The organism is Nocardia rhizosphaerihabitans (genome assembly GCF_014646295.1).
GTDB lineage: Bacteria > Actinomycetota > Actinomycetes > Mycobacteriales > Mycobacteriaceae > Nocardia > Nocardia rhizosphaerihabitans.
In genome coordinates, this window is record NZ_BMNE01000004.1 from 609,378 (window position 1) to 624,557 (window position 15,180).

15 protein-coding genes are annotated in these 15,180 nt (G+C 68.5%); 13 read left to right on the forward strand and 2 right to left on the reverse strand.

Features of this window, described 5'->3' with window-relative positions; translation table 11 throughout:
• Positions 1–6: 6 nt before the first annotated feature.
• Positions 7–3,558 carry a MinD/ParA family ATP-binding protein gene (locus IEY60_RS36570; RefSeq protein WP_373291738.1) on the reverse strand — a complete coding sequence of 1,184 codons (3,552 nt, stop codon included), beginning with the start codon at positions 3,556–3,558 and terminating at the stop codon, positions 7–9.
• Between the two features lie 297 nt (positions 3,559–3,855).
• On the opposite strand from IEY60_RS36570, the gene infA reads away from it, so the two are divergent.
• The 13 genes from infA (at position 3,856) to IEY60_RS20295 (ending at position 14,652) form a co-directional block, all read left to right on the forward strand.
• Positions 3,856–4,077: a translation initiation factor IF-1 gene (infA, locus tag IEY60_RS20235; RefSeq protein ID WP_003418601.1), complete on the forward strand. Its 222-nt coding sequence runs from the start codon at positions 3,856–3,858 to the stop codon at positions 4,075–4,077.
• A gap of 148 nt (positions 4,078–4,225) precedes the next feature.
• Positions 4,226–4,339, forward strand: a complete 114-nt coding sequence (gene rpmJ / locus IEY60_RS20240; RefSeq protein ID WP_011207363.1) for a 50S ribosomal protein L36 — start codon at positions 4,226–4,228, stop codon at positions 4,337–4,339.
• A 178-nt stretch (positions 4,340–4,517) separates the two neighbouring features.
• Positions 4,518–4,889: a 30S ribosomal protein S13 gene (rpsM, locus tag IEY60_RS20245; RefSeq protein WP_189030566.1), complete on the forward strand. Its 372-nt coding sequence runs from the start codon at positions 4,518–4,520 to the stop codon at positions 4,887–4,889.
• 9 nt (positions 4,890–4,898) lie between these two features.
• A complete protein-coding gene (gene rpsK / locus IEY60_RS20250) occupies positions 4,899–5,312 on the forward strand; it encodes a 30S ribosomal protein S11 (RefSeq protein WP_019045110.1) in 414 nt (137 codons plus the stop codon).
• A gap of 22 nt (positions 5,313–5,334) precedes the next feature.
• The gene (rpsD, locus tag IEY60_RS20255) at positions 5,335–5,940 is read left to right on the forward strand and encodes a 30S ribosomal protein S4 (RefSeq protein ID WP_189030576.1); all 606 of its coding nucleotides are present in this window, start codon (positions 5,335–5,337) and stop codon (positions 5,938–5,940) included.
• 135 nt (positions 5,941–6,075) lie between these two features.
• A complete protein-coding gene (locus IEY60_RS20260; protein ID WP_022567324.1) occupies positions 6,076–7,134 on the forward strand; it encodes a DNA-directed RNA polymerase subunit alpha in 1,059 nt (352 codons plus the stop codon).
• Between the two features lie 44 nt (positions 7,135–7,178).
• On the forward strand, positions 7,179–7,679 hold the full coding sequence (gene rplQ / locus IEY60_RS20265; RefSeq protein WP_189030578.1) for a 50S ribosomal protein L17: 501 nt from the start codon (positions 7,179–7,181) through the stop codon (positions 7,677–7,679).
• A gap of 114 nt (positions 7,680–7,793) precedes the next feature.
• Positions 7,794–8,603 carry a tRNA pseudouridine(38-40) synthase TruA gene (truA, locus tag IEY60_RS20270; RefSeq protein ID WP_189031320.1) on the forward strand — a complete coding sequence of 270 codons (810 nt, stop codon included), beginning with the start codon at positions 7,794–7,796 and terminating at the stop codon, positions 8,601–8,603.
• 78 nt (positions 8,604–8,681) lie between these two features.
• The gene (locus IEY60_RS20275; RefSeq protein WP_189030580.1) at positions 8,682–9,908 is read left to right on the forward strand and encodes a hypothetical protein; all 1,227 of its coding nucleotides are present in this window, start codon (positions 8,682–8,684) and stop codon (positions 9,906–9,908) included.
• Positions 9,909–10,123: 215 nt separating this feature from the next.
• Positions 10,124–11,101, forward strand: a complete 978-nt coding sequence (locus IEY60_RS20280) for a helix-turn-helix domain-containing protein (protein ID WP_189030582.1) — start codon at positions 10,124–10,126, stop codon at positions 11,099–11,101.
• A gap of 251 nt (positions 11,102–11,352) precedes the next feature.
• Complete coding sequence (locus IEY60_RS20285; protein ID WP_189030584.1) at positions 11,353–12,357, forward strand: AraC-like ligand-binding domain-containing protein; 1,005 nt, start codon at positions 11,353–11,355, stop codon at positions 12,355–12,357.
• Between the two features lie 61 nt (positions 12,358–12,418).
• The gene (locus tag IEY60_RS20290; protein ID WP_189030586.1) at positions 12,419–13,414 is read left to right on the forward strand and encodes an AraC-like ligand-binding domain-containing protein; all 996 of its coding nucleotides are present in this window, start codon (positions 12,419–12,421) and stop codon (positions 13,412–13,414) included.
• Between the two features lie 299 nt (positions 13,415–13,713).
• Positions 13,714–14,652 carry a nitrilase-related carbon-nitrogen hydrolase gene (locus tag IEY60_RS20295; protein ID WP_268241483.1) on the forward strand — a complete coding sequence of 313 codons (939 nt, stop codon included), beginning with the start codon at positions 13,714–13,716 and terminating at the stop codon, positions 14,650–14,652.
• A 51-nt stretch (positions 14,653–14,703) separates the two neighbouring features.
• Here IEY60_RS20295 and IEY60_RS20300 read toward each other — a convergent pair whose 3' ends face one another.
• Positions 14,704–15,042 (reverse strand): metal-sensitive transcriptional regulator, encoded by a 339-nt coding sequence (locus tag IEY60_RS20300; RefSeq protein ID WP_189030589.1) that lies wholly within the window; start codon positions 15,040–15,042, stop codon positions 14,704–14,706.
• Positions 15,043–15,180: the final 138 nt, after the last annotated feature.

The following is a 15,180-nucleotide window of genomic DNA, read 5'->3' on the forward strand; positions in this document are numbered from 1 at the left end:
CGCAGTTCAGCCGAAGCGGTGGTGATCGACCCCGAACTCGTCGGCCACCGTCGCCGCCAGCTCCACATACGCCCGCTTGGTCGTCTTGTGCAGGCGGTGCAGGTCGATCTCGGCGCCCTCGGACAGGTGCTCGTCGAACGGGATGATGTGTACGGCGCGGCAGCGTGAGAGGAAGTACTCACGCAGTTGCTGCACACCGACATTCGGGGAACCCTCACGCGGCAGGTTGATCACCACGACGGCGTTGCGGACCAGGTGGTCATGTCCGTGCAGCGAGAGCCAGTCCAGCGTCGCCGCCGCACTGCGCGCGCCGTCGATCGCGGCCGAGGAGATCAGCACCAGCGAGTGCGCCAGGTCGAGCACGCCGCTCATCGCCGAGTGCATCAGGCCGGTGCCGCAGTCGGTGAGGATGATGTTGTAGAACCGCTGCAGGATCCGGGCCACCGCCCGGTACTCCTCGTCGTTGAACGACTCCGACGCGGCCGGATCGCGTTCGCTGGCAAGCACTTCCAGCCTGCTCGAACTCTGCGAGGTGTGCCTGCGGACATCGGAGTAGCGCTCGATCGACGGATCCAGCAGCAGGTCGCGCACGGTCGACCGGGTCTGCAACGCCACCCGCTGGGACAGGGTGCCGAAGTCCGGGTTGGCGTCGACCGCGATCACCCGGTCACCGCGGATCGAGGCGAAGATCGACCCGAGGCCGGTGGTGGTCGTCGTCTTGCCGACACCGCCCTTGAGCGAGAGCACCGCGATCCGGTAGTCACCGCGCACCGGCTGGCGGATACGCGCCACCAGCTCCTGCAGGCGCCGCTCCTCCGCGGACATGCCCGGGTTGATCGCGCCACCCGAAACATGGTGCACCGCTTTACGCCAGCCACTGCCCGGGGCCTTCTTGACGCGCTTGACGGGCACGTTGTCGAGCGACGGTGGCTGGTAGCCCTGCTGGGGGTTGGCGCCCCAGCCGGGCTGCTGGTACTGGCCGGGCTGCTGGTACCGGCCCGGGGCCTGCTGCTGGTACGGCTGCACGGCGGGGCCGCCCTGGAACTGCTGGGGCGCAACGGCACCCGGCTGCTGGTACGGCTGGGCGGCGTCGGGGCGCTGGTACTGCGGCGCGGGTGTGCCGTCGGGCAGGAACTGCGGCGCCGGGGAACCGTCCGGTTGGTACTGCGGGGAGCCGTCGGGCTGGAACTGTTGCGGTGCCGCGCCGTCCGGTCGGTACGACTGGGCGGGAGTGCCGTCGGACTGCTGGTAGTGCCGTGTGGCCGCGCTGTCGGGGCTCTGGTGCGGCGGCGTGGGTGAGCCGTCGGGCTGCGAATAATGCTGTGGCGGTGTGCCGTCCGGGCGGGGGTACGGGGGAGTCGCGGAGCTGTCGGGCTGCTGGTGGAACTGCCGCGCGGGGTCGCCCGGCTGGAACTGGGTAGTCGCCTGCTGGTACGGCGGAACCGGAATGCCCGGCTGTGCGAATTCGCCCGAGCGGTAACCGGATTGCTGTGTGTACAGCTGCTGCTCGGACGTGCCCTGCCAGGTCGGCTGCGCGGAATCGTTGCCGGGGGCCTGATTTCGTGCGGCCTGCACGCGCGGGTCGTCGGGCCGGAACATCTCGGTCTGCGCGTCCGGGGCGAACTGGGCGCCGGGGGAGGGATCGCCCGGAACCGAGTTGTATTGCGCCGCATCGTACGTCGGCGTCTGTGGAACGTACGGCGAGTGGTCGGTCCCCGGTGCGTGCTGCGGCGACGCGACCGGCTCGCCGGACCGGTAGGGCGAGCCCGCGCCGGTGGATCCCCCTGCGGTGTAGGCGGATCCGGAATCGGTAGACGTCGGCGAAGGCGCGTCGGGCACGTTCGCGGCATCCGGACGGGTACCGCCGGTGAGATCCGCCGGCAGAGCCATCCGTGTGGTCGCCTCGGCCGGCGCCTGGGCGGTGGGCGAGGAATCGTCAGCTGACGGGACGTAGGCGCCCGTGGAGGCAGCACTGTCGGACGGCGTTTGTGGGACAGGCACGTTCGTGGGCGCAACATCGTCGGCAGGCGATGGGATGTGCGCGGAGGGAGTGCTGGGGCCGGCAGCTGAGTACGCAGGCGGCGTGATGCCGTCGGTCGACGGAGCCTGCGTACTCGTGGGCGCGGAGCCGTCAGGTGACGGCACGTCCGCGGACGGTCCACTCGTGGGCACGCCGCTGTCGGCAAGCGACGGGATGCCCGTCGCCGTGCTCGACGGGGCGGCGGTGCCGGACGTGGCCGGGTTGCTCAGGCGCGCAGGCGGTTCCGGAAGGCGCGGGGGAGTCCGCGTGGCGTCCGGTGTGGCCGGACGCGGATCCGCGTCGCCGATAGACGCGGGGCCGGTCGCCGCAGGTGCTGCGGATTCGGGCTGATCGAGGCTGTGGCGGCCGCCGGCGCCCGCTTGTTCGCGCGGCTCCGACGGATCGGCTTCCCGCGGCGCTGGTGTCTCGGTAGCCGAGGCGGAAGACGCGGCGGCGCTGTCGGCCGGGTCCGGCAACCGCCGGGTGGCGCGGCCTTCGGACGGGCGGGCTTCGGCGCCAGTCGCCGGCGTATTCGTGCCGGTCGACAGGTCTGCGCCCGCGGGCGTCGGACCGTCGCCGGTCGACGGCTCGACAGGAGAGGGCGGCAGCGGGCCGAGCAGCGGGTCCGGGCCGCCGATCGACGCACTCGCACCGGTCGACGATGTCGGCGACTCGGCCGGTGCCGTCAGACGCGGTGGGGCTTCGGTCGGCCGGGGACGGGCGGGTGGGTCCGGCAGCGGTGGGGGAGGCGGGAGGTCGGGGAGCTGGCGCTGGCCGGGGCCGAGCGGGGTGAATCCGGTCGACGGCGGCGCGGGCGTGCGGGTCGGCAGGGCCGGGCCCGAGCGGTCGTCACCTTCCGCGGTGGTCGGGTCGGCGTAGGCGGTGGGGCCTTCGGTGTGGCCGACATACGGCGATGCGCTGCTCGGGCCACCGTGCGAAGACGGAGCGGCGGTCGGGTCGGCGTAGGCGCCTTCGGGTGGGACGGTGTGGCCGATATGCGGCGATGCGCTGCTCGGGCCGCCGTGCTGAGGTGGCGCGGTGTGCGTGAAAGGAGCGCCGGTCGGGCCCGTGTGGGTCGGCGCAGGGGTGGACGGACCAGGCGCGGGCGGCAGCGGAACCGCCGGACCGCCCTCGTTATAAGGCGGCCTGCCTTGCTCCTGGGGCCAAGGCGGTGTGGTGCCGGGACCAGCGGACGTGTTCTGGCCGCCCTGCCACCCGGTGTTCGGCTGCTCGTGAGGGTTCAGCGGATCAACGCCCCAGCCGGACTGCTGCTGCTCGGCGGGTGGGCGCTGGTTCGTGAGCTCGGCGGTGGGTTCGGGCTGGCGCTGCGGTGCCCGCTGCTCGGGCTGCTGGTCCTCGCCCCTGCGGCGGCGGCCGAGGCCGCGCTTGTCCTTCTTGGCATCGTCGTTGCCGCCGCGGCCCATGAAGCGGCGGCGTTTGGGTGCCTCGTCGATCAGATCGTCCTGGGGCAGGTTCTCGACAGGTGCTTCGTAACCGACCTGTGTGACTTCGCTCTCCGACAGCCACGGTGGCAACATGGGGAGACTGTCGTTGTTGCGGCTCACCGGCGCGCCTCGCTCACCAGGGTCCCCCGATCTGCTCGACCCACATCTGGACGCCGGTGAGTTTACGCGACAACCCGGGAGTCATGGCGGGCGGTCTGGGCGGGCGGTACGCCGGTTCCGGGTGTGCGGTTCGGGGCATTTTTGCCTCTGGACACCCGGCCCGGTAAGCTTGAGCGGCGGTGCACCTATGCGCCGACTGTTCGCATGCCAGCGAGCAGCTACGAGGCAATCCAAACTCAGGTTAGAAGCATAACCGGGATCGCGGAGGATATGGCGAAGAAAGACGGGGCCATCGAGGTCGAGGGTCGAGTTGTCGAGCCGCTGCCCAATGCGATGTTCCGGATCGAGCTCGAGAACGGTCACAAGGTTCTCGCGCACATCAGCGGAAAGATGCGGCAGCACTACATTCGCATCCTTCCGGAAGACCGCGTCGTCGTCGAGCTGTCGCCGTACGACCTCTCACGCGGCCGGATTGTCTACCGCTACAAGTGATGCCTGCCCGACGCCGCGAGCCTGACGGCACGCGGCGTCGCATGGTGTTCCGGCCCAGGCCGGAGCGCGCTACAAGACTTCCCCAGTCGTCGGCTGGGGAAAAACTGTGTTCACAGACCCTTGTGGACCAAGAAAAGATTGGACGGACGTGAAGGTTCAGCCGAGCGTCAAGAAGATCTGCGAGAAGTGCAAGGTGATCCGCCGTCACGGCCGGGTCATGGTGATCTGCGACAACCTGCGCCACAAGCAGCGCCAGGGCTGATCCAGCAACACCGCCGGGCACCGATCGTCTGATCGGACTGACCGAAAAGAAGAACTCCCAGCTCCAGCACGCACGCACGTGTGCGCGCCAACCACCGGTACGGAGGCCGGTGCCCCCACTGCGAAGACGGGGGGACGGACAGGGAGCAGACCTCCGCAACCATTAAGGAACCTGCCACATGGCACGTCTGATGGGCGTCGATCTCCCGCGCGAAAAGCGCATGGAGATCGCGCTGACCTACATTTTCGGAATCGGGCGCACCCGCGCCTCCGAGATCCTGGCTCAGACCGGCGTCAGCCCGGACCTGCGCTCGAAGGATCTCAGCGACGACGACCTGACCAAGCTCCGCGACTACATCGAGGCGTCGGAGTTCAAGGTCGAAGGTGACCTGCGCCGCGAGGTTCAGGCCGATATTCGCCGCAAGATCGAGATCGGCTGCTACCAGGGCATCCGCCACCGTCGTGGCCTGCCCGTTCGTGGTCAGCGCACCAAGACCAATGCGCGTACGCGCAAGGGTCCGAAGAAGACCGTCGCCGGCAAGAAGAAGTAGGGATAGCGTATGCCTCCGAAGAGCCGGGCCGCTGGCCCGAAGAAGACTCAGAAGTCGCGTCGCCGGGATAAGAAGAACATCCCGCACGGCCACGCGCACATCAAGAGCACGTTCAACAACACGATCGTCTCGATCACCGACCCCGAGGGCAATGTCATCTCGTGGGCGTCGTCGGGTCACGTCGGCTTCAAGGGTTCGCGTAAGAGCACCCCGTTCGCCGCGCAGCTCGCCGCCGAGAACGCTGCCCGCAAGGCGCAGGAGAACGGCGTCAAGAAGGTCGACGTGTTCGTGAAGGGCCCGGGTTCGGGCCGCGAGACCGCGATCCGTTCGCTTCAGGCCGCTGGCCTCGAGGTCGGCTCGATCTCCGATGTCACTCCTCAGCCGCACAACGGCTGCCGGCCGCCCAAGCGCCGTCGCGTCTAGCGGGAAAGGAAACAGCTAAAAAATGGCTCGTTATACAGGCCCCATCACCCGCAAGTCGCGTCGTCTGCGCGTCGACCTCGTCGGAGGCGACCAGGCGTTCGAGCGTCGTCCTTACCCGCCCGGCCAGCACGGCCGCGCGCGGATCAAGGAATCCGAGTACCTGATGCAGCTGCAGGAGAAGCAGAAGGCTCGCTTCTCCTACGGCGTCATGGAGAAGCAGTTCCGTCGCTACTACGAAGAGGCCAACCGCCTCAAGGGTAAGACCGGCGACAACCTGCTCCGTCTGCTCGAGTCGCGTCTGGACAACGTCGTGTACCGCGCCGGTCTGGCGCGTACCCGTCGCCAGGCTCGTCAGCTGGTCAGCCACGGTCACTTCACCGTCAACGGTGTCAAGGTGAACGTGCCCAGCTACCAGGTCTCCCAGTACGACATCATCGATGTCAAGGAGAAGTCGCTGCCGACCCTGCCGTTCCAGGTCGCGCGCGAGACCGTGGGCGAGCGTCCGGTTCCCGGCTGGCTGCAGGTCGTCCCCGGCCGCCTGCGGATCCTGGTGCACCAGCTCCCCGAGCGTGCCCAGATCGATGTGCCGCTGCAGGAACAGCTCATCGTCGAGTACTACTCGAAGTAGTCGTATAGGTGGGTGGGCCGTCCTCGTTAAACATTGGGCGGTTTACCCGCAGGGTGGGGGTCGCTCACATGGCGGCCCCCGCAATCACTGATTAGGCGTCAAATAGCGGACGCCCTGAACAGGAAGTAGATCCTCATGCTGATTTCCCAGCGTCCGACACTGACCGAAGAGGTTGTGGCGGAGAACCGCTCGAAGTTCACCATCGAACCCCTCGAGCCGGGCTTCGGTTACACCCTTGGCAACTCGCTGCGTCGTACCCTGCTGTCCTCCATCCCGGGGGCCGCGGTCACGAGCATCCGCATCGACGGTGTCCTGCACGAGTTCACCACCGTTCCCGGCGTGAAGGAAGATGTCACCGACATCATCCTGAACCTCAAGGGTCTGGTCGTGTCCTCCGAAGAGGACGAGCCGGTCACCATGTACGTGCGTAAGCAGGGCCCCGGCACCGTCACCGCTGGTGACATCGTTCCGCCCGCCGGCGTCGTCGTGCACAACCCGGACATGCACATCGCCACCCTGAACGACAAGGGCAAGCTCGAGATCGAGCTCGTCGTCGAGCGGGGCCGCGGTTACGTGCCCGCTGTGCAGAACAAGGCGACCGGTGCGGAAATCGGCCGGATCCCGGTGGATTCGATCTACTCCCCGGTGCTCAAGGTGACCTACAAGGTCGAGGCCACCCGTGTCGAGCAGCGCACCGACTTCGACCGTCTCATCCTCGACGTGGAGACCAAGAACTCCATCACGGCCCGGGACGCGCTCGCTTCGGCGGGTAAGACCCTGGTCGAGCTCTTCGGCCTGGCCCGTGAGCTCAACGTCGAAGCCGAGGGCATCGAGATCGGCCCCAGCCCGGCCGAGGCGGATCACATCGCCTCCTTCGGTCTGCCGATCGAGGACCTGGACCTCACCGTCCGGTCCTACAACTGCCTCAAGCGCGAGGGTGTGCACACGGTGGGCGAGCTTGTCGCCCGTACCGAGTCGGACCTGCTCGACATCCGCAACTTCGGCCAGAAGTCCATCGACGAGGTCAAGGTCAAGCTGCACGCGCTCGGCCTCTCGCTGAAGGACTCGCCCGCTTCGTTCGACCCTTCCTCCGTGGTGGGTTACGACGCGAGCACCGGCACCTGGAGCGATTCCGGCACCTTCAGTGACACCGACGGCGGCGAGCAGGACTACGCCGAGACCGAACAGCTCTAGATCTTCGGGGGGCACCCCGGACGATCTTTCCCAAGGAGAATCCAATGCCTAAGCCCAAGAAGGGTGCCCGCTTCGGCGGGTCGGCGTCGCACCAGAAGGCGATCTTCGCCAACCTGGCCACGGCGCTTTTCGAGCACGGTCGTATCACGACCACCGAGTCGAAGGCCAAGGCGGTTCGCCCCTACGCCGAGAAGCTCATCACCAAGGCGAAGGGCGGCACGCTCGCCGACCGTCGCGAGGTCATGAAGGTCATCCGCAACAAGGACATCGTGCACGCGCTGTTCGCGGAGATCGGCCCCTCCTTCGAGGGTCGCGAGGGTGGCTACACCCGCATCACCAAGGCGCTGCCGCGCAAGGGTGACAACGCGCCGATGGCCGTCATCGAGCTCGTCCGCGAGAAGACCGTGACCAACGAGGCCGACCGGGCCCGTCGCGTCGCCGCTTCGCAGAAGGCCGAGGCGCCCGCTGCCGAGGAGACCACCGAAGAGGTTGTCACCGAGGCTCCGGCCGCCGACGAGGCCGCCGAGGACAAGAAGGACGCCTGATTCTCAGGAGTCCGGCCGAGCCCGTCACCCTTCGTGGGTGACGGGCTCGGTTCTTTTGTCAGTGATACGGAGGATGCGATGGACGAGACCGGCTCCGAATCCGAGCTGACCCGGGTGCGGCTCGGGATCAGCTACGACGGCACCGATTTCACCGGCTGGGCGCGTCAGCCCGGCTTGCGCACGGTGCAGGGCACGCTGGAGGAGTCGCTGTCGAAGGTGTTCCGTGAGCCGATCCAGCTCACCGTCGCCGGACGCACCGATGCCGGGGTGCACGCCGAAGGGCAGGTCGCCCACTTCGACACCACCGGCGAACTCGACGCCGACAAACTGCTGTACCGGATGGCGCGTTTCCTGCCCAAGGACGTGCGCATCACCGAAGTCGGCCCAGCGCCCGCGGATTTCGATGCCCGCTTCTCCGCGATCCGCCGCCACTACGTCTACCGGCTGACCACCGCGCGCTACGGTGCCGAGCCGCTGCACGCCCGCAGCGTCGTCGCCGCCAAGCCAGGACTCGACCTCGACGCGATGCGCGCCGCCTCCGCGACCCTGCTCGGCCTGCACGATTTCGCCGCCTTCTGCCGTCGCCGCGAAGGCGCGACGACCGTGCGTGAGCTGCAACGATTCGATTGGGAGCGTGACGGCGAGCTGCTGAACGCCTACGTCAGCGCCGATGCCTTCTGCTGGTCGATGGTGCGCAGTCTGGTCGGTGCGATTCTCGCCGTCGGCGAGGGCCGCCGGACACCCGAGTGGGTCGCGAGCCTGCTGACCGAGACCGAGCGCTCGAGCTCGGTGACGGTCGCGCCCGCCCACGGTCTGAGCCTGGTCGCCGTCGACTACCCGGCCGACGCCGACCTCGCCGCGCGCAATGCCCAGACCAGGGAGACCAGGACCCTGCCCACCGCGGGTGGCTGCTGCGGCGATTAGTCGCTGTGTGGTTGCCGTCTCCGCCGCATCGGCGGGGATACGATGGCCCGACTCGACGTCAGCGAGAAAGCCGGGCAGATGACAGGTGATTCTGGGGGCCGGGTTCGCCTCGTCCGGCGGATAGCCGTCGTCTTGCTGGTGGTCGCCACCGGGCTGTTCACGCTGACCGCCGTCGTCGCCGGTTATCTGCGCGCCGAGGTCCTCGACACCGACCACTATGTCGACACGATGGCGCCACTGGCCGACGATCCGGTGGTCCAGAACGCCGTCGCCGACGCGTTGACCAGGACCGTCATGGCCCGCCTCGATGTCGGGAGCGAGGCGTCCGGTCTGGTCGAGTCCGTCGACGACGCCGAGAACCGCGGCCCGCTCGTCGCGGCGCTGGTGCGTAGCCTGCCCTCGATGCTGGTGGCCCGATCCGAGGAACTGGTCAGGGACGCGGCGACCGTCGTCGTGCGCAGCGACGCCTTTCCACGGCTGTGGGACGCGGCCAACCGGCAGGCGCATCGCGGCCTGGTCGCGGCGGTGACGGGCGTGGACACCGGCGTCGTCCGGATAGCGGACGGCGTCATCTCGATCTCCCTTGACCAGATGCTGGACGAGGTCGGCGACGAGCTGGACAGTCGCGGATTCGCCCTGGCGGACCGGGTCGTCGACCTGCGGTCCGAATTCGTGATCATCGAATCCGACGAGCTGGCCATGGCGCAGCGTGCCGTGCGTCTGCTCGATCGAACGGCGATCGTGCTCGAGGTCGCCGCGCTGGCCTGCGCGATCGGCGCGGTTCTGTTGGCGGGCAACGGTTTTCAGCGGCGCGCGGTCCTCGGTGTCGCCGCGAGCGTGCTGATGGCCATGGTCGTGCTCGCAGTGGTGCTGCTGATCGCGCGCGATGTGTACCTGGATCATGGTGCGGCGCACGTCATCTCGGCGGAGGTCGCACGCACCGTCTTCGACACGCTGTTGCTTCCGTTGCGGGTGAGCATGCGGGTGGTCGCGGTGCTGGGTGCGTTGGCCGCACTCGGGGCCTTCCTGGCCGGTCCGTCGGCGCCGGCCGCCTGGGTGCGCACGACCGCCGACCGGGTGCTCGACCGGCTCCGCCGAGGCGAGCGCGGCCCGGTATCCGGCTTCGTCGCGGCGAATATCGGCTGGCTGCGGTACGCGGTGCTGATCGCCGCCGCGACGGTGCTCGTGTTCTGGGCCTACCCGACCGCGCGGGTGGCGGTGCTGATCGCGGTGGTCGCGGGCGTGGCATTGCTCGCGCTGGAGATCGTTGCCGGGCCACGACGGGTGTTGTCGCCGGATCGCTGATTCGTTCAGATAGCTGGCGGATCGGTCCTGCTCGCTCACCAGGGGTGGCGGCACTGTCGGGGTTCGCTTCCGAACGGCGGTCTTATCGGGTCTTTCGCGCGTCGACCGGGTGAAGCCCGGCGAATTCCCAAGCTAGACAAGGTAATTAGAAGTGCGAACAGTGATGTTCGTTGTATTTGCTGACATGATGCCGGGCCTGGTGCAACGATCGGGCGATGACGGCGTTCGAGGGCTTCCCCGAGGTCTGCTCGACGGAGCAGACCTCGTCACCGGAAGCGTTCGAGTACTGGGAGGAACTGGTCGGCGGGGCGATCACGGAGGTGTCGATCGCGCCGACGGTCGACGGCCCGTTCGAGGGTCAGATCAGGTCGGCCGACTTCGGCGAGGTCGCAGTCGGCACCGTGCGGGTGCAGGGGCACGAACTGCGCCGCACCCGGCGCCACATCGCCAGGGCCGGCGAACTGCACGTCCTCGGCAGTGTCGTGCTGGGTGGCGGCGCCGAGGTGGAGCACGCGGGCAACCGGGTCGTGCTGACGCCGGGCTCGATGATCTTCTACGACACCGCCCGCCCGATCCTGTGGCGGTCGAATGCCATGATCGAGGACCTGACGATCCGGGTGCCGCGGCAGCGTGTCGTCGACTACCTCGGCATTCGCGCCGACGCGTTGCCCGCGGGAATGGTTATCGGCGAGGGTGGCGTCGGATTCACCCTGGCCAGGTTCTTCCGGCGGGTCGCTGAATTGCACCGCACCGATCCGCAGGCGGCCGCCGTGCTCGCGGGCAGCGGAATTGATCTGGTCGGCGCCGCCGCCGTGATCGCCGCCGGTGTGCGGCCAGGGGAGTCGCAGGCGCTGGCCCTGAGTGGTCAGCAGGTCCTGGACTATCTGCGCGCCAACTTCACCGACCCGGGCCTCACCGTCGACCGGATCGCGCAGGCCTGCCGGGTCTCGCGCCGCACGCTGTATCGCCTTGCCGAGGAGTTCGAGGGCGGACTCGGGGCGATGTTGCGCGGCCTGCGCGTGGAGCGGGCGCGAAAGTTGCTGGAGTCCGCCGATATCGGCTCGATCGCGAGGGTCGCCACCGCGTCCGGATTCGCGTCCGAACGTCAGTTCTATCGCTCGTTCCGGGAGGCGACGGGCATGACGCCGGGGGAATACCGGATGGTTGCCCGGCGCCGGCCGGTGGCCCGCTGAGCGCGACACGACGCGGATCGGGCATGCGTGATAAGCATCACAAACCGGCCGTGCACGACCGAATGGTCCGGCCCGTATCTCCTGCAAAGGTCGGGGTCGGTTGAATATTTGATGAACGCCGAATATTCCATTCTGAATCGTACGGTGGCGAGGCATCCGTGAATCTGGCAGGCTCTGACATCAGGCGACGGGTGATTCGTTGTGACGCCCGCGGTTTGCTGGCCGGTTGGCAAGAGAGCGGGGTGGGTGGCGTGGAGTCGTCGGAGCCTCTCGTCGAGCTGCGGCTGAACGACGGTCCGGAATTGCGGGCCGGCGAGGCCTTCGCGCAGTGGGAGGCATCGCTGTCGGAAAGCTACGTGCCACTGGCGGTCGACCCCGAACGTGATCAGGCATTCCACGGGTGGATCGTGCGCGGCAGTATGCCCGGCTTCGAATTGTCCACGGTGGGCGCCAGTGGCCAGCGCATCCGGCGTACCAAGAGCGGTATCGCCCACACCGACGGCGAGTTCCTGTTCGTCAGCATTATCACCGCGGGTTTCGGCAGGATGCACCAGGACGGGCGCATCGCGGTGGTGCGACCGGGTGACATGGTCTTCTACGACACCACCCGGCCCTATCACTGGGACCTGGACGGCTCGTGGTCACAGGTCGTGGCCAGGGTCCCGTTGGCCTTGCTCGGCGAACACGTGCCCACCGATCGCAGCGCGCTGCCCACTGCCGTGACCGTGCAGGCCGACAGTCCCGGCGGTGTCGTGGCCGGTTTCTTCCGCGACCTGGCCCGGATCCAGGAGAACGCGCCCGAGCAGGCCACCGTGCTGGCCGCGAACGGGGTGAAACTGCTGGCCTCGGCGATCACACTCGCCGGTGGCTCTGTTCCGTCGGGGGCGTCGGCGCAGGCGTTGTCGCGGAAACAGGTGCTGTCGTTCATGCGCGCGCGGTGTACCGACGCGGGGCTGACCGTCGACGAGATCGCCCGCGCGTGCCTGGTGTCGCGGCGCAGCCTGTACCGGCTCTTCGACGAGACCGGCGACGGGTTGAGCACCGTGCTGCGACGGATGCGGGTGGAGTGCGCGCAGGTCCTGTTGATCCGCGATGCCAGCCGGTCGACGGCGTCGATCGCACAGGCCTCCGGGTTCGCCTCCGAACGCCATTTCTTCCGCGCTTTCCGGGTGGAGACCGGGATGACCCCCGGCGAATACCGGCTGGTCACGGCAGCCGATTCCGCTCGCGGCGAAGCCGGCCGCCACACCGCGTGACCCGACACCACATGGGCGATATGTCCGAATTGGCGTGGCATACTGTCCGCACGCGGGCGGCATGGCGATCGAGGGAGGGCGCGGGGTGGTGCTGAATCGACGGACGACGGTCAGCGTTCGCACCGGACCCGATCAGCCTGCCCAACGCGTGGTCGAACGCTGGGAACAGTTGATGAGCGAGACCTACATCCCGCTCGCGGTGACGCCCCTCGCGACCGAGCGGTTCGGCGGCCGGATCGTCGCCACCGAGTTCGACGGGCTGCTGGTTACCTCGGTCCAGGCCGGCGCGAAGACGGTGCGGCGGACGCCGCGGCTGATCAGCGCTGCCGAGGATCGGTACATCCTGGCCAGCATCTACCTGGGCGGGCGCGGCGTCATGCAGCAGGACGGCAGGACCGCGCACATCGAGGCGGGCAGCATGGTGTTCTACGACAGCGCCCGGCCCTACCGCTGGGAGATCGACGAGGAGTTCGACAAGGTCGTCGTGCAGGTGCCGGTCTCCGCGCTCGACACCGTCGGCGCCCCGCTCGGCACGGTCCCCTCGGCGATCGCGCTCGGCCCCGACCATCCGGCATCGGCGGTCGGCGCGTACTTCCGTGGCCTGGCGCGGGTGCAGCACAACGATCCCGAGGTGGTCGCCGAACTGGCCGGGCACGGTGTCGGGATGATGGCGTCGGCGCTGTCGCTCGCCGCCGGTTCGATACCGCGCGGGCCGTCGGCCGCCGACCTCACCAAGGCCAGGGTCATCGCGTTCATGCGGCGCCGCTTCGCCGATGCCGACCTCACCGTCGACACGGTCGCGCGCCGCTTCGCCATTTCGCGCCGCACCCTCTACCGCCTGTTCGAAGGTGAAGAGAGCCCGGCCCGCCGCCTGCTTCGGATGCGGCTCGAACATGCCTGCGAACTGTTGTGCGACGGGCGGATGCGCTCGATCGAGGGGATCGCCGCGGCCGCCGGATTCGCCGCGGAACGGCACTTCTATCGCGTATTCCATGCGGAATTCGGCATGGCTCCCGGTGAATACCGCGCCGGGTACCGACTTTGTTCCGGCCTGTAACGGCACGGAATCGAAGAGATCCCTTTTCCGACCGCTGTCAGCGGTGCGCAGTTCGGCGTGCGTGTGGAATGCTCAGTACGGGACACGACCCGATGTTGGCGGCCATGTGCCTGCGCAATCAGGTCGCGGAAAATCCGTTCTACCGGGCCTTAGGACGGGCAACGAGCCGGACTTCCGGGGGGATTCGCCGGATTGGCACGGACGGTCAGTCGAGTGGCACGCTATGACAGTTTATGTCGCCGCCATCTGCGAGAGAGTGAATCGAACACCTTTCAAGGATTGAGCGACAAGGGGTCACGATGTTTGGTCGGGTACGCGTGGCTGCGGTGCAAGCCGAGCCGAAGTGGTTGAACTTGTCCGCCGGAGTCGAGCAGGCAATCGAGCTGATCGACGAGGCCGCCGATGGTGGCGCGCAGCTGGTCGCGTTTCCCGAGACATTCCTGCCCGGGTTCCCGTGGTGGATGTGGCTCAATTCGGTCGACTGGGGCGAGGAGTTCATCGCGCGTTACCTGGCCAACGCGCTGACCGCCGAAGGGCCGGAACTGCGGGCGATCGCCTACGCAGCGCGCCGCAAAGGCATTCACGTCTCGATCGGTTTCGCCGAGCGCGCGGGCAATGAGGTGTTCATGTCCCAGGCGCTCGTCGACGTGAAAGGCGAGATCGCGATCGCCCGCAAGGCGGAGCCGACCGGGCTGGAGCGCACCGTCTTCAGCAACGCCGACAGCAAGCTGCTGGTCCGCGACACCGAACTCGGCCGGATCGGCGTCCTCGGCGGGGCCGACCACATGCGCCCCGCGGTGCGCTCCCGGATGCACGACGAGCGCGAGCAGATCCACATCGCCGCGTGGTCGGGCTTCACCGTGTACTACGGCGAGGGCAAGGAGTGGGGGCCGGAACTCAACACCGCGGCCAGCGTGCGCTACGCGATGGACGGGTCGGCCTACGTGCTCGCGCCGGTCGCCGTGGTGCCGGTCGCCGGCTGGGAAGTCGTCGACGCGCGCCTGCCGGGTCGCCGGCTGTTGCGTGGCGGCGGTGGCGTCTCCCGGATCTTCGGTCCGGGCGGCCTCGAGCTGGCCCCGCCGCTGGCCGAGGGGGAGGAAGGCCTGTTGTTCGCCGATCTGGACATCACCCGTGCTGTGCGCCCGCTCGCGCACAGCGAGTGCACGGAGAACTTCCGGGTACCGAGCGGCCGGGTCGCGCGGCGGGAACCGGTGCGAGCCGAACTCGCGGGGGCCTGAGGAGCCGGGTCGCCACGCGTGCGCTCGCCTGCGGCACGGACTGCCGCAGGGTCAGGAGCGGACCAGCCGCGCGATCGCGTCGGTCGCCTCTTTGATCTTGGCTTCGGCCTCGGGCCCACCGGCCACCGCCGCGTCGACGACGCAGTGCGAGATGTGGTCCTCGAGCAGGCCCATCGCGACCGCCTGCAATGCCTTGGTCATCGCGGAGACCTGCGTCAGGATGTCGATGCAGTACTTCTCCTCCTCGACCATCCGCTGCAGGCCGCGGGCCTGGCCCTCGATGCGGCGCAGTCGCTTGAGGTAGTCGTCCTTGGCGGTGATGTAGCCGTGGCCGTGGCCGTGGCCCGCGTGCTCGCCGCCGGTAGCGGTGTCGGGGGTGGGTGCAGTCACCGAAGGTCTCCTCGCCGGCCGGGATGCTCGCCTGCGCGAGCTGATACCCCCCTAGGGTACAGTTTCCGGCCGGAATTGTCAGATAGGGCCGTCTGCGCGATCCCGGTGATGCGCGCGACCTGCCCGGACGGGAGAATC